We start from the raw sequence: 19,589 nt of genomic DNA on the forward strand, positions 1-19,589 counted from the left end.
CTTTTAAAATTATTTCTTTATCACTTTCAAAACATTTGTTTTGCCAAACTCGTCTGTTATTCTTACTATATAAATACCAACTGCCAGATTGGTAAAATCTAAAGAAGGATTGTTTTCAGTTACAGAAATTAATATCCCAATAGTATTATAAATTTCAGCTTTGTAATTTCCATCAATATTCTTAACATACAATAAAGAATTTACAGGATTTGGATAAACATAAATTGGATTTGATTCCTGTTCAGGGACATTTAAAGATGAAACAAATGTTGTTGCAACTTCATTTGTTATAATAGGTGGATTATAATCAAAATAGATAGATGCTTCACCATTTACAATATCATTCACTACAACAGTTGACTTTGGTTTAATTTTAAATGCTACAAAACCATTCGAGTCTTCCTCATTCGTAGTAATAGCTGGCAGATAAATTGCATCAAAAATAAAAGTAAGTAAGCTACCGTCTAGTATTTCAACACGATTGGCATGACTGTATGCTTCAAGCTCTAAGGTTTCCCAATCAAGGTTTTCGCTTAGCAAAGAAGAAATCAAAACACGCTCAGCATAATAATTGCCGGTATTTTGAAATCGTATGATGTAATGCAGGTACTCGTCACTATTATCAATATGTACCTCTGTACCTTCCAAAACCAACATATCATTCGGATCATAGGCTCCCACAATCGTTTGATTGTACTGAAAAGTATTGTTTTCTATAGTAATATCATTTTCAAGATTATTATCAACTGTAAATGTTAATGTTTCGCCAAGGGTCACAGTCGGAATGGTATTGACTTGAAAAGAAAGTGTTGCTTGGAAAGTGGCAAAAGGCTGCAAATTTACTAGGTTATATACTAATGAATTGGCGGTTTGCGAGAAAGGGTTGGGCGATGAATTACTAAAAATAATTTTTTGATTATTATACTGTACAGTGATTGTGGTGTTGATGGGATTAGTACCTTTATTTTTGGCAACTAAAAGGTACTGTGCACCAAATCCCGGCCTTGCATCACTTAAAGGATAAAAGCTAATCTCCAAATCATTAAAAAACTGACTTGGGATTAGACAAAAATTGGCAATGGTTTCTCCATTAGCAGTATTAAACTGGCTAGTTATTGAATTAGGAGTGGCATTAAAATATGGAAAAGCAGTTGTTACAGCAGTTGAATAATTACCCGCATCAACTTTAAAAGAATAGTTTCCGTTAGATGAAGTAAAAGTTGAAATGGTAGAATTGCCTCCAGTCGTTGTTATCAAGACCTGTTGTGCAACTATGCTTCCTTGATCACATCCATTTAAGTCAACATCTAAACTAACATTACCTTTAATTTGGTTATAATTTAGCCCTAGATTTTGAAACCATGCAACCTCAGAATTATTGTCACTATAATTAAACGCAAAATCTATTTTTCCATCTGCATTTAAATCTTCTAAAAAATTTGGAGAATTTACAGGAATAGTAAAATCAAAAATAGAGTGATAGGTAAAAGAGCCGTCTCCTAAATTTTCGTACCAAAAGAAATAAGTATTTCCCGAAGTGAATTCGGAGAGAATATCTAAATCACCATCATTATCTAAATCCACAAGCTTTATTAGTGTATTATTTATTCCCGTAACGGGTAAATTTATAGGAGTACCTAAGGTCCCATCAGAATTAATAGTAACACTTCTTAAATACCTAACACCTATTTGCGTTCTATAGGTGTAAACAAGATCCTTTAAACCATCGTTGTTCCAGTCTCCAATATCAAAATTCTTTGATGAAACAAGCAATAAGTTGGTTGGATGAAGTACAGAATAATCTCCAAGCCCGTTTGTGTTTTCTATCCAATAAAGACCTGCTGGACTCTGGGCTGTAGACGATGAAAGATAAATCATAAAATCTAAATCTCCATCATTATCCATGTCTACTGCTTTAATACTTTTAAAGGTATTTGTTGGATAGCTAAAAATAACAGGTGGATCAAAACCATTTCCGTTATTTTTAAAAACTTTCAATTCAGATGTAGTAACTTGACTATTGGTATACCCAAAATAAGCAATAAGGTCTTTATCTCCATCATTGTCTACATCTTCAGCAATAAGGGTGTGAATATTGGAAGTATAAAGCAATTGTTCATTTGAAAAATTTCCTTGTCCGTCATTAGCAAGCCATACAATCTTATTTGTAGTATCAGAAGCTGAACTAACTACAATATCAAGATACCCGTCATTATTGGCGTCTATCAAAATTGCAGAAGTATAACTTTGTAAACTTGTAGTGATATTCTTTGGCATTTCTGAAAAAACTCCAAGTCCGTTGGTGTTACTAAGCCACGCAAGTTTTGATGTATTTCTCGAAGCAATCAGTACATCTTTAGTACCATTTCCGTCAATATCACCTACAGCTGTTAATGTGGATAAACTTATATAGTCATCAATTGTATTCTGTATAAATGAGGTGGCATTTCCATAAATATTATCAAACCATTTGATGACATTATTTGTGTGATCTGGGGTTATAACATCTAATTTGGTATCTCCATTTATATCGACAATCACTACATCTTTATTTTGCAAAACAGTATTCGAAATTATTTGTTGCGGTCCAAAGGAATTATTGCCTAAGTTTTTGTACCAAGTAATGCTATTCATAAAAGAATTTTGAATGATGATATCTACTTTTCCATCATTATCTAAATCGCTTAATCTAATAGTAAAATAATCATTATTCGAGGAACCATTGTCTGATGGAATGTTTATCAATACTTGAGAATTTGCAAAAACATTGTTATCATTTCTGAACCATCTAATACTTCTAGCAGAACCATTTTGATACACATTTACAATATCAATATCGCCATCACCATCAATGTCACCACCTATAATATTCCCCATGTTAAAAATGCCAGAAGTCATATGATTACTGGTAGAGCCCATATTTTCAGTAAATGTGGATGAAAAAGTATTATTTGAATTTTGCTGATAGTATAGAACGGCACTTTGACCTTCAAAAACAAGGTCTGGCAGAGTATCGCCATTGATATCTGTAACCGTAAATCTAAGCATCGAAGAAGAACCTGCAATAACTATTGGTGTTGCAAAAGTCCCGTTTCCATTATTTTTCAGCAATTCAATTTGAAAAGATGGTGATGAGGTTACCCTGCTTTGAACAATATCAAAATCTCCATCGTTGTCTATATCGATTACCTGTAAACCATAAGTTTGGTAAGAAGTAGTACTTAATAGAATTGGAGTGCCAAAGTTTCCATTGCCATCAATGTTTTTTACCCAATAAGACAATGTGTTTACAAATACAATATCGTTAAAGCCATCTCCATCCATATCAGAAATGTAAATATCAGAAATTCCAAAGCTTCCTGATGCGTCAACTACAAATTTTGAACTACCAAAGCTTCCGTTTCCATCTATGCTTTTAAACCAACTTATTCCTGAAGAAGTATCGCCAGTAACGATGTCGTTCATTCCATCACCATTGATATCGCCAACACAAATCACTTTCGGACCTGTTCTTCCCGAATTATTGTGAATTATATTTTTTTGCCATTCCATAAGTGATTGTGAAAAAGCATTAGTGCAGAATAGCAAGCAAAATAAAAATTGAATAATAAAGATATTTGATTTCATAAATAATTTTTTAATATAAAATATGCAGCAAAGATAGTTTTTTAGAACATAATATTTAAAAGATGATATTAAAATACTTAGGCTAAATTGTTTGTTTACAACAATTTACCACCCTCTTAAAACAAGTATGATTTTAGCAAAAACGAATAGATTTTTTCTTTGGTCTTTAATTCATTACTTTCAATTGTTACAGTCTTATTTGTGTAATATAATTTAGCTAACAAATCTATTAAGATATAATACTCAACACAATACGGGAAAACCCGTATTTTGAATTGATAAATAAAGCCTTTAATTTGCAAAATAAAAGACAACAAAATTCAAGAATAAACGCATAAATTAAGAATTGGTTTACCCCAATTTAATAAAAATAAACTTTGTATAAAATCGTTTTCTATATTACCCTTTTCTCAGGATTACTTCCTTTGCTTTTTTTGTTTCTAAGGAAAAAAGCATTTGATAAAGAACATCCTGCTGTTCCGCTTTTGTGGCTAACGGCAATAGGCTCGCTATATGAATTTATTGGTTCTGTGCTATTAAAAATCAATACAATGTATTGGTTTCAACTCTATCCTTTTTTGAGTTTCTTAACATTGTATTATTTCTTTTTTAAGCTATTAAAGCATAATTACAAAAGTCTCATCAGAGCACTTTTTTTTCTATTTATAGCAGTTTATCTTGTATCGCTCTATTTTTTTAGTGATGAAAATAAACTCTTGACAACAGGATTAAACAGAATTCCAATCTTCATTTTTGTCTTTACTTTTACTGGACTGTGGTTCAAAAACTTATTTCAAAAAATGGAAGAACAGAATTTATTGCAAAATGATAACTTCTATTTTATTACAGCTTTAATTATTTATAATGCAAGTACATTATTTTTATTTATTGCGAGTAATTTAATTTACAATAGTAATCTTTATTTCTTAGATTTTTGGATTGTCAATATAATTGCCTCATTGATTTTAAGGATTCTTTTATGCATAGGTGTATGGAAAATGAAACAGAACTAAAAGTATTTTTTTGGATTGGCACTGCAATAATGTTGCTTATGACGCTTTTAGTGGTGTTTGCAACGATTATGTATCAAAAGAAACTACATAAAATAAAGCAAGAGGAGTCAGAAAACTTATTAAAGGCTTCCATAGAATCTGAAAAAAGAGAAAGAAAAAGAATTGCAACTGATATTCACGATGGCATCAGCGGAGATTTGAATGCAATCCGTAATTATGTCACCTTTTTAGACCAAAAAGAAAAAGACACCAATAATAAACCAGTCTTCCGGGAAATAAAATCAGCATTAGATAATGTGCTAGCAGATGTACAAGACATTAGTTATAATTTGATGCCTCCCACCTTCGAAGATCTCGGTCTCATACCCACTTTAGAAGAATATTTCAACAAGGTAAGCAAGTGGAATAATATAACTGTAACTTCCAGCTATTACAGAAAAGACATACCTATTTCCGCATCAAATGCCTATGAAATCTACCGTATAATTCAAGAACTTATTTCCAATAGCATAAAACACGGAAATAGTAGCACCGTTGATTGTTCCTTTCAGGAAAATAACGATAAAATTGAAATAAACATAGCAGACAACGGAATCCCTTTTGATTATTATGAAAACCTTAAAAACGCTTCCGGAATGGGATTAAAAAACATTCTATCCAGAACTAAACTTATAAATGCATCACTAATACAAATTCATGCCGAAAAAGGAAATAAAATACAAATTCAATTAAAAAAACACCAATGATAAGAATAGCCATCACAGACGACCATACACTCTTTAGAAAAAGCCTGAGTCTTCTTGTGGGTAGTTTCGAAAATACGCAAGTAGTAGTAGAAGCGGCAAATGGAAAAGAGCTACTTGAAAAATTGCAATCAGTACCAGTAGATATAGTGTTACTCGATTTACAAATGCCCGAAATGGATGGTTTTGAAACTTCGCTAAAAATAAACGAGCTATATCCCGATATAAAAATATTGATACTAACACTTCAAAAGGAAGAAGAAGCGATAAAAAAAGTAATGCAACAAGGTGTGCACGGCTATTTTACCAAAAATACGGACCCATCCGAATTAAAAAACGCAATTGTAAAGTTAAGCGATGGTGGTTTTTATTTCGAAAAAAGCCTCTCAGATATAATACAGCACATTCTTGAAGATTCATCTATAATTCCTAATACGCAAAAGTCATTAGTATTCACCGAGAGAGAAATGGATATTGTTCGTCTAACTTTAAAAGAGTACAGCGGAACACAAATAGCTTATGAACTAAACATTAGTCCAAAAACGGTAGAAAAGCACAAAAGAAATCTAATGGAAAAAACGGGTTCAAAAAACTTCATCGGAGTTATAATGTGTGCTTTAGTCAATGAGTTTATTACACTTGATGAAGTTAAAGACTAAGTCTGTAAATTTAACATTCGATTCCAGAATCAAACACCTCAAATTCCAGAATTCAAAACTATAAAACCAAATAAATTCAATTGTTTACATTATTTTGAAAAGAAAATTAACACAAAAGAAAATCACCAAATTAAATTCTATTGATTTAGTAATAGCCACCATTAAAAAAATGTCTATTCTAGTTAATACCAGTCATACCATTAATGAAAGTCTCAACAAAATCTTTTATACGTTGTAAAATTTTATCACCCAATTTTTTCCGCTGTAATAAACTTGGTTTTTCTCCTTCAATAAGTTCTAAAACCTCATCTCTAAGAGGTTCTCTCTCTGCAAACAAATAATCTTCAATTAACTTTTCTGTTTTATCGGCAGAAAGGTTTTCCTCTGTCACAATTTTCAAAAATTCTGTTTGCTGTTCTTGATTCCAGAATTGATCAAAAGCCGGAGCAATCTCATTGGAATCGTCTATTAAAGGAAGATTTTCCAAAATAAATTTTTCAATTAGCTCACGTTTACTTCTAAGGGTAGCCTCCGTATTCAATAGATTGTAAATTTCTTTCTCGGCACTACTTGTATCCTTTTTTGATTGAGATTTTAACTTTATCAAAAGCTGAATGATATAAGTAACATTAATTTCATCACGATGTATTAATTCCAACTCAAAGTCCACGTCTTCCAAAATGGATACTTTCTCTTTCTGATGATTGCTTTTTACCTTATCATATAAGTCAAGATATTTACTCTTGAAATCTTCAAAAAGTTGTTCATCCATTTCCAAATCTTCCCAATTGAAATCTGAAAAAGTAGTCAGTGTGTTTTTTATTCTCATCAAATCTCGGAACGCTTTGATGAAATTCAATTCATCTTCTTCACTTTCTAAATCATTTACATCATCAGTTGTAGGTGTTAATTCAAGAAGTAAATTAAATGCTTCATTAAACTTCACAGTATAATCCTCGTAAGGCCTCATAATTATAACCTCAATAGCATCTTTATTACTGAATAGCGTAATCGCCTCGTCTGTTTTGTCTTTTAGGTTTCGAAAAGAAACAATATTTCCCTGTGATTTTTGCTCATTTAATATTCTGTTGGTCCTACTAAAAGCTTGAATCAATCCGTGATATTTCAAATTCTTATCTACATAAAGGGTATTAACTTTCTTCGCATCAAAACCAGTTAAAAACATATTAACTACTAATAGAATATCAATTCTATTATTCGTATTCTCGGGATATCGCTCCCGATCTTTAAGCTTTTTAGAAATGTCATTATAGTAATTATAAAAATCCTCACTCGTTTTGGTTGAATATTTTGTATCATAAAGCATGTTGAAATCAGCTATATATTCATCCAGTTTCTCACGGCTGTGAGCTTGTAGTCCATACAATGCTTTTGGTTCTTCCACAACAGATACTTCCTCAGGAATAAATCCATTTGCGTCTAGATCATCTTCATTCGAGGCATAACTAAAAATAGTAGCTATATTTAGATTGTGTTCACCCAATAATTTTTTTCTCTTAAAAATATCGTAGTACTTAATTAAAGATTTCACACTATCAACACAAAACATAGCAGAATAATCTCGATTATGGGTTTTTCGATTATGATGGGCGATGATGTAGTCAGCAATTTTTTCTAAACGTACATTATCTTCCATTAATTGCTGAATATCGATATCTTCTACTTCAATATCTATTTCAGTTGCTGTTCCTTTTTGTTTATATCGACCAACGTATTCTACAGAAAACTTCAATACATTCTCATCTTTTATAGCGTCGGTTATAACATATTTATGCAAACAATCTTCAAACAAATCTTTAGTTGTCCGTTTACCTAATTCATTTTTATTGGCGTTATCAGCAAAAATAGGAGTTCCGGTAAATCCAAAAAGTTGTGCATTAGTGAAAAAAGATTTTATACGATTGTGTGTGTCTCCAAATTGACTTCTGTGACACTCATCAAAAATGAAAATAATCCGCTTATTTTTCAACTCACTCATTTTCTTTTCATAATTGAGCTTACTAATTGCTGTATTAAGTTTTTGTATAGTGGTAACTATTAATTTCGAGTTTTTCGCTTCACCTTTTTTATCAATGTAATTACCTGTAAATTGTCTAACTAAATTAGAAGTATTGTCAGTGCCATCAATACAACCATCACTAAAACTGTTGAACTCCTTAGTGGTTTGATAGTCTAAATCTTTCCTATCCACTACAAAAACAACTTTATGAACTTCGGGAAAACTCATTAAAACTTGACTGGCTTTAAAACTAGTCAAAGTTTTACCAGATCCTGTGGTATGCCATATATAACCATTTTTAGTAGAATTCTTAACGCGTTCAATTAAAGCTTCAACAGCATAAAATTGATAAGGTCTAAGAACCATTGGTATTTTGTAAGCTTCGTTTAGAACTATATACTTACAAATCATCTTACTAATATGGCATGGCTCCAAAAAAGCATCCGTAAAACCATTTAATATGTTAGTCAAGCGTTTATTTTCTGCATCTGTCCAATAAAACGTTTGTTTAAAACTCTGGTTTCTATTGTTAGCATAATATTTTGTGTTAACACCATTACTAATAACAAAAATTTGAATGTACTGAAATAAAGCTGAGTTTTCTCCAAAGGAATGTCGTTGATAGCGATTAACCTGATTGAAAGCTTCTTTTAATTCCAGACCTCTACGCTTTAGTTCTATCTGAACCAAGGGCATTCCATTAATTAGAAGAGTAACATCATATCGGTTTTTGTATTTTCCATCTTGAGTAACTTGATTCGTTACTTGGTACTGATTTTGACACCAATGCTCTGTATTTAGAAATTCAAAATATAAATTATCTCCGTTATCCCTTAAAATATGTTGTTTTTCTCTAAGTAGTTTTGCTTTTTCAAAAACAGAACCTTTTCGGAGTATGTTTAGTACTTTTTCAAATTCTGTAGCTGAAAAAGCAAGTTGATTGTGTTTCTCTAATTGCGATTTCAAATTCCTGGTTAAGGCTTCTTCATCAGCTAATGAAACATACTGATAGCCCAATTTTTTTAATTGAGCTATCAGTTTTTCTTCTAGTATTTGTTCAGATTGTTTAGACATAGTGCAAAATTGGTTCTAAAATTAGAAAAATATTAGTGGAATCTTGTATTTCTGTTATCGTATTTTCAGAATTACCTTAAATTTCGAAACATTTGATCTATAGCTTTCTTTTTTTGTTCCATATTGGGATGGACGTATAAATTTAGAGTTGTGCTAATATTAGAATGTCCTAATAAAACACTCACAGTCTTATAGTCACATTTACTTTCTATGCATCGTGTTGCAAAGCTATGTCTAAGTCCATGGAATTTTAAATCAGGCATTCCAAGTTCTTGCATTAGGTTTTTATAAAAAGAGCGGTAAGTTCTAGGTTCTGTTGGTTTTGCATCATTGGTAAGCACAAAAAAAGAAGGATTTACAATTTTTTTTACAGGCTTCAACAACCTCAATAAATCCCTACTCATAGGAACCTCGCGTATAGAATTTTTGGTTTTAGGAGTATCAATAAGCAACTCTGTTTTGCGAACATCTTCTTCTATAACATATATTCGTTGAATAGTTTTACGAATATGAATGATCCCATTATCAGTATCAATATCTTCCCAAGTTAAGGCACAGACCTCACCAATTCGCATACCGGAACTAAGACAAATAAAAACGCCTAAATTACGAAACGTAAAATGTTCCTGAATATGTTGCATAACTTTCTTTTGATGCGAACGACTTAAAACTTCAAGCTGATTTTTTTCTCTCTCAGTAGGAAATTGCACATCAAACGAATGATTTTCAATCCATTTGTTTTTTGCACCATATTTCAGCACCATTTTCAAGACAATTAAGATGTCTTTAATCGTTTTTTGACTTAAACCCTGTTCTAATTTTACAAAAACAAACGATTGTATATCAGCTTCTTCTATCAAAATATGATGACCAAAGTGAGGTAATAAATGATTTTCAAGTAACAAGGAATAAGCGGAATAACTAGATTTTTTAACATACTGCTTTTTATCGGTCTTCCATAAAACTACGATTTGTGAAAATGTTTTTTGTTTCATCTTTTTTATTTTATTTAAAATGGATTAATAACCTCAAAGAAAAGAATATTTGATTTTAAAGGAATAAAGTTACTAATGTTCCTAATTTGAGATTTCCGGAGTTTGAAGGTGAGTGGAAAAACACTCGACTAGGAGAGATTGCTAATTTTACAAAAGGAAAAGGAATTTCCAAAAGTGATATCGATGAGAGAGGAAATATTGAATGTATTAGATATGGAGAACTCTACACTCATTATGGTGAAATCATCAATGAAATAAAATCAAGAACTTATACAAATATTTCAAATTTAGTTTTGAGTGAGTCTAATGACGTCATCATTCCAGCATCTGGAGAAACAGCGATTGATATAGCAACAGCTTCTTGTGTTTTAAAATCAGGTGTTGCTCTAGGAGGCGATTTAAACATCATAAAAACTGAAAACGATGGAGTATTTCTATCGTTTTACTTAAATAGTAAAAAGAAAATGGAAATCGCTAATTTGGCACAAGGTATTTCTGTTGTACATCTCTATTCAAGTCAATTAGCTTCTTTATCTTTAAATTTACCTAAAATCGACGAGCAAAATAAAATTTCTAATTTTTTGACTTTACTTATTAAAAGAATTGACACCCAAAGCAAAATAATTCAACGATTAGAATCCTTAATGAAAGGTTTTACGATGAACATATTAAAGCAAAAAATTAGATTTGAGAATGTACAAGAGAATAACTTCAATTCTTGGGAATTTAAAAAATTAAGTCAAGTTTGTGTTGAGCATCAATTAAAAAACACAAAAAAAGAAAGTAATGAAGTTTTTTCTGTAGCAAAGCATAAAGGTGTAATCAATCAAATTGAACATCTAGGTCGTTCTTTTTCTGCTAAAGATATTGCCCATTACAAATTAGTTTATCCAGGTGATTTGGTTTACACAAAAAGTCCGACTTCTGAATTTCCGTATGGAATTATTAAACAAAATAGAACTGGAAGAATTGGTGTTGTTTCCCCATTATATTGTGTTTTTAGACCAAAAACATTCGCTTTAGGATATTTACTGCATGAATATTTTAATTCATCTGTTAATACATTTAATTATTTGAATCCATTGGTGCAAAAGGGAGCTAAAAACACTATGAACATTAATAATAATGATTTCTTAAATGGTGCGAAATTATTATTACCTACTTCTGAAAAAGAACAATCCTTTATTTTTATTTTTCTGAATTCAATAGCCCAAAAAATTCAAACCGAAAAAGCAATTTTAGAACAGTTTGAAAAGCAAAAAAAATATTTATTGCAGCAAATGTTTATATAGCTTTCTAGATAAATATTTGTTGTAGCAAAAACTTTTTCTGTTCATCTAATTTTTGTAAAAGTTTAGTTTCTAAATCAATCTTTGCGTCAATGGATGAAAGAAAGTTGGCTATTTTGGTTTGTTCAGCTTTAGATGGAAGAGATATTGTAAGCTTTGAAAAAATAGAAATCCAATGTCTTCCGTGCCCTCCAACTTCATAATTAATCATTTGCATTGCTTCAAAAGCGAACCTAATGTTATTGTCTTTTTTAGTTTGTAAAATCTTCATTGCTGATGATTTTGCCTTAAACTGAAAATCTACAAGTTGACTTGCCGTTGTAAAATCATCAAAAATAATTACAGGCAGTTTTTCCTTCTCAAAGACACCATGTTCTTCATTAGTGTAGCCTAAAATAAATGTTTTTCCAGCGGTAACAACTGGTATTTCATAATTATCATCGTATTCAGTACTTGAAACTAAGTAATTTGTTGGTTGTTCATAATCTAATATATCTCCTAACAACACTTCTTCCCATTCTTCAAATTCATTTCCAAGATCATCTTTAAATCTAAACTCCTGCGAAAATATTTTCTTAGAAATAGAAGTTTTTAGAACTTTTAAATCTTTAATTATTTTGCTTTGGGTTAAAATTTTTTGATCTAATAATGATAAAAATGAAGTTATTTTTATTTGTTCTGATAATAACGGAAGATTTATTTCTAAGGTTCTTAAATCAGAATTATAAACATTGCTGATACTTACACCTTTTGCTAGGGTAGAGATCTTTTTCTTTAATTTTTGATTAATATAATAAGATACATAGGTGTGAGAATATAGATTTGGCTTTATAGGTCGCAATATGTTTATAGTTCTGCCAATCGCAACTCCTTGAACCGTTAAAGCTGATGAAGAACCAATATCCAATGGGTCTTCTCCTGCTGATGGAAGTAAAATTTCATCACCTCTACTAAAAATGAGTTCAGATTTATCAAGGTTGGTTTTATTGATTACTTCTGTAATTACCTCATCATACAAATGATACAACTCACCATACCTGATGCACGGAATTTCAAATTCGGGTGATGCTTCGTTTTGTTTTATATTTTTTCCTGTTGAAAAAAGAAATATGTCTTTAAAGGAATATGTTTTGTATGCCTCATCAAACTCCGGAAATCTCAAATTAGGAACATTAACTATTTTATCTCTATTTTCAATCATTACATTTTTTTTTAATTGTCAGAATTAAGGATTTTCAATAAAATTTAAACATTAGTTTTTAGAACTCTTTTTTCCCCTCTACAGATAGATGCAATACCTGATAAGTGCGACACAATTGTATTTACTTCTACTTTAAAAATATCTAATGCTGAAGCTTCCTTTGGTGGAGACATCATCATAGCTTCGTGATGCCATTTAAATTCTGAGCAGTTTTTTTTAACCTTTTCATCTTCAAAAGATATTGTTGTTTTGTGAGCAAAAAGATTTCTAATTTCAGCCAATTTTTCCAAATCACTTTTAATTACTTTGTCAATAAAACCCAAACAATAAAGCATTTCAACTTTTGATAAAAATGTTCCCAAAAAACCTTTATGACTTAAAACTTTTTCAACAGTTGAAGAATTTGAAGGGAAAAAATTTTCCAAACAATACGATAATAAATCTTCTACATAGGCCATTCCTACAATAACTATTGCTCTGTCATTATGCTCATAATTGAATTGCATATGAAAGGACTGCAATCCTTCTAATGAATCAAAATATCTTTTTAAATCTTTTCCTTTAATTAAATTCATTTTTTAAGATTCTTTTAAATGTTTTCAAAAACCAATCCTAATTCTTTAAAGTAAACATCTATTTCTTTATCCAGTTCAGATCGCTTAGCTTCCAATTGTTTTATTTCTCGCATAACCGCCTCTATATCTATGGCTTCTTCCTCTTCAAAAGTATCCACATATCGCGGAATATTCAAGTTATAGTCATTAGTAGCAATCTCTTCCAAGGTGGCTCTATAACTATATTTTTCTAGTGAGGTACGATTTCTGTAAGTATCGATAATTTTATCAATGTGTTCATCACGCAAAATGTTTTGTGTTTTTACTTTATCAAAATCATTACTTGCATCTATAAATAAAATATCTTCCGGATTTTCTCTACATTTTTTAAATACCATGATGCAAGTTGGAATACCGGTGCCATAAAAAATATTCGCAGGTAATCCTATAACAGCATCCAAATAATTTTTATTTTCTATCAAAAATTTTCTAATATGTTGTTCGGCAGCACCTCTAAACAAAACACCATGGGGTAAAACAACTGCCATGATACCATTTTCAGCCAAATGATAGATCATATGCTGTACAAAGGCAAAATCAGCTTTACTGGCGGGTGCAAGCTTCCCATATTGACTGAATCGGTCGTCACTTGTAAAAATAGGATTAGCACTCCAGTTAGCAGAAAAGGGAGGATTAGCCACTATGGCCTCAAAGGGTAAATCATCAATATGTTGTGGATGTTCTAAAGTATCTTCCTGCTTAATATCAAAATTTCTGTAATGAACACCATGCAAAATCATATTCATTCGAGCGAGGTTATACGTTGTACGGTTCATTTCCTGTCCATAAAACATAGCAACATCTTTTACTTCTCTGGCTACTCTCAATAACAAAGAGCCTGAACCACAAGTAGGGTCATAAACTGACTTTAATTTATGCTTCCCGGTAGTTACGATTTTAGCTAATATTTTTGAAACCTCTTGCGGGGTATAAAACTCTCCTGCTTTTTTTCCTGCACCACTGGCAAATTGACCAATCAAATATTCATAAGCATCACCCAAAACATCCAACTCGGTATTTTTTAATTTAAAATCAATTTTATCCAAATGAGATAAAACTTTTGCAATGATGGTATTGCGTGATTCAGGATTTCTACCCAGTTTGGTACTATTCAAATCCATGTCCTCAAAAAGATTATCAAAATCCTCTTCACTTTCTGTACCCATGGTACTCAATTGGATATTGGTCAGAATCTTTTGTAAATCCTCTAAAATGAAATTGGTTTTGGTTTCATCAAATTGGTCCACTTCAGTATTATCACCCATACCTCTTTTGGCAACTTCTGAAAAAAGCTCTTCCGGCTTTAAAAAGTAACCCAATTTTTCCAAAGCTTCTTCTTTGATAGCTTCTAAAAATTCATCGGCTTGTCTTGTTTTGGGTGTAATCTCTCTGAATTGAATTTTGTCCTGAAGCAAAATATCATTGGCAAACATTTCCATTTTTTCGCTCAGGTATTTGTAGAAAATAAAACCTAAAATATAATCACGAAATTCATCGGCATTCATTTTGCCCCTCAAAGTATTGGCAATATTCCATAGTTGATGCTCTAATATCCTTTTTTGATCCTCTGACATTTTTCAATAATTTTTATAATTGTCAAATCTATTCATATTATTTGTAAAAATAATCATTCTGCAATTTAAGTCTTAACAAATTTAAAGATGCTTAAAATGGGTATTTACAAAAAAGTTGTTAAAAGCTAACTATAATCTGTTGTCACCCTTATAATAGTAAAAACTGCTAATTTGTCAGTTACAAATTGCAAGATGATTTCGGTACGATTTTAGCATATTTTTAAGAAATCTAACCATTATGAAAATAGTACCAATTAGTATCAACCCCACTGATTTATCAAATTTTGTTAAAAGCAATAAACTTTGTGTAATAAAACTAGGTCATGGCGAAAATGGAAATTTCAATAGCACACTGAGTAGTCAGTTAAATCTATTTTATAAATTCACACTCAAAATTGGATTCACAAACTGTGAAAACTTAAACTACAGTGACCCTTTTTTTAAATCGCTAATCGGGGAGCAAATGATAAACATTGGTTTGGAAGGTTCAGATACGGTATCCCCAGGTTACTATTTGTTCAAAGAGTCACGCTTAGTAGCTTATCATGCGGGTACATTTGACATTTCCAAATTAGATCAAAATACTCAAAAAGATTATTTATGGTTCGGTATTTTTGTTTCAACAATAGCAGGCATGCTTCAAAAAAGTTGGACAGCTGGACTACTTACATTTGCAGCTACAATGGAAGCTCCCACCGGAATTAGCATTTTTAATTTCTTTAAAGAAATTTTAGAAGCAAAAAGCGAAGTGGAAATACGTAAAAAACAAAAGAAAGTATTCTTTGATGAAATAAGTAAAGCCTATGCATTTTTAAAAGTATCAAAATCTGCTACAGATGATGAGGTAAAAAAAGCTTGGAAGGCAATGCTTAAAGAATTTCACCCTGATAAAAGTAAAGAAGAAAAAGAGAGTAGAACAAAAATAACAATTAGTATTAACGAAGCGTATGACATTATCGTCAATCATAGAAAGTCCCAAAAAAGAAAGTTTAGTTTTTCTTAAACATTAAAAAAGGATAACTCAGATAATAAGTCACTAAAAAACAGTATCATTAATCCTAATCAACAGTCGATTTAAAGCATTCTCTTTCATACTGTTTTTTGCTGTTCTACCCACAATATGCTTTTCCATAACATAAGAAATCAAATGACACCTGGCTTGACTAAAATCTTTATTGTTTTTTTGAACAAGCATATCATCTGTAATCGCAAAAGTAAACAAATCTGTCTCGGTAGAAGAAGTCATCATCACACAAACGTAAAGTTCGTCTTTGTCATAAACATCTTCGTTTGAAATAATAATGGCGGGATGGGTTTTGGTTTCCTTAGAATAAGGCAAATCAAAAAAAACGTCAATAATATCGCCTTTTTGAAAACTCATTAACAAGAAAGCAATTTGTCCAAAGAAGCAGCTTTCATTTTCGAAAAACCTTCTTTTAAATCGTGATCGGTTTCAATAATCGGCGAAGATTTGTAAACATTTTTGTGTAGTTTACTTTCAAGTTTATATAAACAAGTTAGCGAATATTTTATATTCCGCTTAACATCGTCGTTATCAAAATAGTCATTTTTAGATAAGTCGTTGTCAATTTTTTCAATAGCGATAATAATCTTTTTTGTCTCGGGAAGCATCGAGGTAGATTTCTCTATACTCAAACCCTCTATACGGTTCAAAGCCCCTTCCAATGCCAAATTAAAGGTAGTCAAATGATTATTATAACCAACAACCACTCTGTCTTTAATAAAATGCAAAAACCGAACAACTAATGACACTCGTTTAGTATCATTAACTATTGGCTGTGCCATTTCTTGTATGTCAATACTTAAATACATAGTAATTGTAGTGCAAATTACGTTCCAAATATAGTTATTTTAATCAATAGTGCAATAAATAACAAAAGTATCAGGCTTTTTCTTAGATAATTTCAAATCTTTATACGTTTATTAAACGTGTTTTTAAGCTAAAATGTTTCAAAAAGTATGTTAAAAATGCTATTTTCTCCCCTTCCAACTATCATTCCGCCAATTATATTTATTCCTATAAATAAAATTCCTCGCTATAGCACCAGCCACAACAATAACCGCCAAAGCAATAACCTCCCACCATTCCATACCGTGAATATTAAAATCAGGCCAAATTATAAACCTCATTTTTATTCCACTATGCAATTCTAAAATTTAACTATGCAAAAACGAAACGAACTATAAATTAGTTTCAATCATAAAAAAAGACGCCTCACAGCATCTTTATAATATATCATTTCTTTTTCGGCACAGGTGGCTTTAATGACGGTGTATTACCCGGTGTGTCTTTATTATCTCGTTGTCGTCTATCTGGTTTTCCTGTTGAATCAGCTATTCTTTTTGGTCCGGGTTTGAGTGCCATAATTTTACAATTTAATTGGTTAGATATCAAAGATATAAATAAAATAAGCATAATAATAAAATCTGATAAATACTTAATCAATCATGCTAGCAAGTTGCAAACACAACGGCCAACAATCGAAATTTTAATAGAATAACAACAAAAGCTCTTAGATTTGTAACCAACTTACAAATAAATTGACAAAAGTAATCAATTAATATTTTTTATTCCTATATTTGTAATCAACTTACAAAAAAGGAGATAAAAATGATTATTAATTTTAGTGTTCAAAATTTTGGTTCAATAAAAGACAAACAAACGCTTTCATTTGAGGCAGACAAATCAACACACCTTGAAGATGCCTATATTATGAATTTTGGCGGGCAAAGAATTTTAAAACTTGCCTTAATTTATGGTGCAAACGCATCTGGAAAAACTACAATTTTAAAAGCTCTTGATTTTCTGAGGGACATTGTTCTTGAACCAGAGAGTAAAAAGACAAATGAGTTAGATTTCAATCCTTTCCTCTTTGATGCAAAAACGCCAAAAGAAAACTCAATTATTTCCATTGAATTTTTTCAAAATAATATTAAATACTTTTATAAAGTTGAATTTTTCAAAAAAGCAATTGTTTCTGAGGAATTATATTTTCACAATCCTAACAAAGCCAACGTTTTTAAGAGAAAAACGAACTTGTCAAATCAATTTACCGAAATAGCATTTGGTAGTAAAATTTCGGCCGACAAGGTTTTTGAAAAAACTTTAGAAGCTAATACGTTATGGAACAACACTGTACTTGGTGGATATTTAAAAACAAATATTGATCTCAAAGAATTACAAGAAGTTGTTGAATGGTTTGAAAATTACCTAAGTCCATTAGTCTATACAAGAACAGAATTAGAGGGATTTGTAACCTCAAGAATCGATAATAACGAAATTGCTAAAGCGGATGTTGTATCCATTTTAAAGAAAGCAGACTTTAATATATCAGACATTATAATCCAAGAAGAAGAAAAAGATATTCCTGATGATTTTATTGAGTTTTTAAAGAAGCAGATAAAAGCACCGGGTGAAAAAATTAAGGAATTACAGGAAAAAGGAAAAGTAACAGCTGTAAATATTGAGTTTGAACATACCGTAAATAACACTAAATATACATTACCGTTAGAATTAGAATCGCAAGGAACAAGACGTTACTACGGATTTGCTGGTTTATTAGCTTTGCTAATCAAAAATTCAACAGCATTTCCAATTGATGAATTAGAAGCTTCTTTGCACCCTGATTTATATTTGCATTTCATTCTCTCATTTCTTTTGAATGCTAAAACTTCTCAAATAATCGCAACTACACATAACAGAGAAATTTTAGACAACAAAGACATTTTTAGAAATGATGCAATATGGTTCACAGACAAACAAGAAAGTTGCTCAACAGAACTTTACTCATTAATTGATTTTGACAGTTCTGTAGTGCGAAACACGACTAATGTTTTAAACGCATACAAAAGCGGTAAATTAAGTGGAACACCTAACTTGGGCGACACGTTCATTGATTTAAGTCTATGAGAAAGTCCAAAAAAATCATAACCAAAACAAACCCTTCATTCGCTCTTGTGGTTGACGGAGAAACAGAAGTTTGGTATTTGCAAATGCTAAAGAGGAATGAACGAGATATTCGTGTAAGCATAAAACCGGAAATTCCAACCAAAAAAAGTGTAGAAGAGCAATACAAAATGGTTTGCGATTTGTCCAATAAAGAGTTTACAAAAGTATTTTGGATTATCGACCTAGATACCGTTATAAAAGAAGAAAACGAAGCTCCAAAAGGGAAAAAATCACCGCTTAAAGTTTTTAACGAATACAAAACAGACCTTGCTAAAAATTATCCAAATGTGGTTGTAATTGTTAATAATCCTTGCATAGAGTTTTGGTTTCTACTCCATTTTGAAAAAACATCAAAATATTACAACACCTGTTCAAGTGCAGAAGCACAACTGAAAAAGCACTTGAAGAATTACGAAAAAACACAAAAATTCTTTACAAAACAAAACGACGATATTTATTTGAAATTAAAACCAAAAATAAAGACAGCTATTGAAAATTCCATTGCTCTTGGCAATTTTAACATTCAAAATCCAACAAAAGCAATGTGTGAAATGAAATTTTTATTTCAATCTGACGAGCTAAAAAAACACTTTGAATAAAAGTTGAACCCGCAACAATATCAAAATGTATATTTTGAATTTAATGCATAAAATTAAAGGTAAATTTTAATCTTTGTATTTCTAATGAATTTTTAATTTTGTAGCTAAACCCAACCTGTTTAAAATTAAGAAATTAGATTGAGCAATATTTATTTATTGACATTCTGATGACAAGCTTACATTAATATGATTGATAAATTGGTTTAATCAA

Annotated in this window: 16 protein-coding genes; 7 read left to right on the forward strand and 9 right to left on the reverse strand. The window is 30.9% G+C overall.

The window, feature by feature from the left end; all coding sequences use genetic code 11:
* Positions 1-9: 9 nt before the first annotated feature.
* Positions 10-3,627: a T9SS type A sorting domain-containing protein gene (locus AC23MC_RS01830; protein ID WP_487566724.1), complete on the reverse strand. Its 3,618-nt coding sequence runs from the start codon at positions 3,625-3,627 to the stop codon at positions 10-12.
* Positions 3,628-4,004: 377 nt separating this feature from the next.
* On the opposite strand from AC23MC_RS01830, the gene AC23MC_RS01835 reads away from it, so the two are divergent.
* The 3 genes from AC23MC_RS01835 to AC23MC_RS01845 are packed head-to-tail and all read left to right on the forward strand — an operon-like array spanning position 4,005 to position 6,042.
* A complete protein-coding gene (locus AC23MC_RS01835; RefSeq protein WP_487566725.1) occupies positions 4,005-4,640 on the forward strand; it encodes a hypothetical protein in 636 nt (211 codons plus the stop codon).
* Positions 4,619-5,386, forward strand: coding sequence for a sensor histidine kinase (locus tag AC23MC_RS01840; RefSeq protein ID WP_487566726.1), 768 nt, complete (start codon positions 4,619-4,621; stop codon positions 5,384-5,386). The genes AC23MC_RS01835 and AC23MC_RS01840 overlap by 22 nt, the downstream gene beginning before the upstream one ends.
* Entirely contained in the window at positions 5,383-6,042 is a 660-nt protein-coding gene (locus tag AC23MC_RS01845; RefSeq protein WP_487566727.1) for a response regulator transcription factor, read from the forward strand. The genes AC23MC_RS01840 and AC23MC_RS01845 overlap by 4 nt, the downstream gene beginning before the upstream one ends.
* A 178-nt stretch (positions 6,043-6,220) precedes the next feature.
* Here AC23MC_RS01845 and AC23MC_RS01850 read toward each other — a convergent pair whose 3' ends face one another.
* Complete coding sequence (locus AC23MC_RS01850) at positions 6,221-9,136, reverse strand: type I restriction endonuclease subunit R (RefSeq protein WP_487566728.1); 2,916 nt, start codon at positions 9,134-9,136, stop codon at positions 6,221-6,223.
* A gap of 71 nt (positions 9,137-9,207) precedes the next feature.
* A complete protein-coding gene (locus AC23MC_RS01855; protein ID WP_487566729.1) occupies positions 9,208-10,131 on the reverse strand; it encodes a tyrosine-type recombinase/integrase in 924 nt (307 codons plus the stop codon).
* A gap of 86 nt (positions 10,132-10,217) precedes the next feature.
* Between AC23MC_RS01855 and AC23MC_RS01860 the strand changes: the two genes are divergently transcribed.
* Positions 10,218-11,423: a restriction endonuclease subunit S gene (locus tag AC23MC_RS01860; protein WP_487570620.1), complete on the forward strand. Its 1,206-nt coding sequence runs from the start codon at positions 10,218-10,220 to the stop codon at positions 11,421-11,423.
* A 4-nt stretch (positions 11,424-11,427) separates the two neighbouring features.
* Here AC23MC_RS01860 and AC23MC_RS01865 read toward each other — a convergent pair whose 3' ends face one another.
* Genes AC23MC_RS01865 through AC23MC_RS01875 form a run of 3 tightly spaced genes read right to left on the reverse strand, consistent with a single transcriptional unit; the run spans position 11,428 to position 14,809 of the window.
* Positions 11,428-12,621 (reverse strand): restriction endonuclease subunit S, encoded by a 1,194-nt coding sequence (locus tag AC23MC_RS01865; protein WP_487570621.1) that lies wholly within the window; start codon positions 12,619-12,621, stop codon positions 11,428-11,430.
* Between the two features lie 44 nt (positions 12,622-12,665).
* The gene (locus tag AC23MC_RS01870) at positions 12,666-13,196 is read right to left on the reverse strand and encodes an MltR family transcriptional regulator (protein WP_487566732.1); all 531 of its coding nucleotides are present in this window, start codon (positions 13,194-13,196) and stop codon (positions 12,666-12,668) included.
* A gap of 14 nt (positions 13,197-13,210) precedes the next feature.
* The gene (locus AC23MC_RS01875; protein ID WP_487566733.1) at positions 13,211-14,809 is read right to left on the reverse strand and encodes a type I restriction-modification system subunit M; all 1,599 of its coding nucleotides are present in this window, start codon (positions 14,807-14,809) and stop codon (positions 13,211-13,213) included.
* A 463-nt stretch (positions 14,810-15,272) separates the two neighbouring features.
* On the opposite strand from AC23MC_RS01875, the gene AC23MC_RS01880 reads away from it, so the two are divergent.
* Complete coding sequence (locus AC23MC_RS01880; RefSeq protein ID WP_487566734.1) at positions 15,273-15,812, forward strand: J domain-containing protein; 540 nt, start codon at positions 15,273-15,275, stop codon at positions 15,810-15,812.
* A gap of 33 nt (positions 15,813-15,845) precedes the next feature.
* On the opposite strand, the gene AC23MC_RS01885 is transcribed toward AC23MC_RS01880, so the two are convergent.
* The 3 genes from AC23MC_RS01885 to AC23MC_RS01895 all read right to left on the reverse strand — a co-directional run bounded on the left by AC23MC_RS01885 (position 15,846) and on the right by AC23MC_RS01895 (position 17,195).
* Positions 15,846-16,190 carry a type II toxin-antitoxin system PemK/MazF family toxin gene (locus AC23MC_RS01885; protein WP_487566735.1) on the reverse strand — a complete coding sequence of 115 codons (345 nt, stop codon included), beginning with the start codon at positions 16,188-16,190 and terminating at the stop codon, positions 15,846-15,848.
* Positions 16,190-16,615, reverse strand: coding sequence for a hypothetical protein (locus tag AC23MC_RS01890; RefSeq protein WP_487566736.1), 426 nt, complete (start codon positions 16,613-16,615; stop codon positions 16,190-16,192). The genes AC23MC_RS01885 and AC23MC_RS01890 overlap by 1 nt, the downstream gene beginning before the upstream one ends.
* A gap of 451 nt (positions 16,616-17,066) precedes the next feature.
* Positions 17,067-17,195: a hypothetical protein gene (locus AC23MC_RS01895; RefSeq protein ID WP_300093993.1), complete on the reverse strand. Its 129-nt coding sequence runs from the start codon at positions 17,193-17,195 to the stop codon at positions 17,067-17,069.
* Between the two features lie 246 nt (positions 17,196-17,441).
* On the opposite strand from AC23MC_RS01895, the gene AC23MC_RS01900 reads away from it, so the two are divergent.
* Complete coding sequence (locus AC23MC_RS01900) at positions 17,442-18,740, forward strand: AAA family ATPase (protein ID WP_487566737.1); 1,299 nt, start codon at positions 17,442-17,444, stop codon at positions 18,738-18,740.
* Complete coding sequence (locus tag AC23MC_RS01905) at positions 18,737-19,378, forward strand: RloB family protein (protein WP_487566738.1); 642 nt, start codon at positions 18,737-18,739, stop codon at positions 19,376-19,378. Before AC23MC_RS01900 ends, AC23MC_RS01905 begins: the two co-directional genes overlap by 4 nt.
* Positions 19,379-19,589: the final 211 nt, after the last annotated feature.

This window comes from Flavobacterium sp. T50_26 (assembly GCF_057652995.1).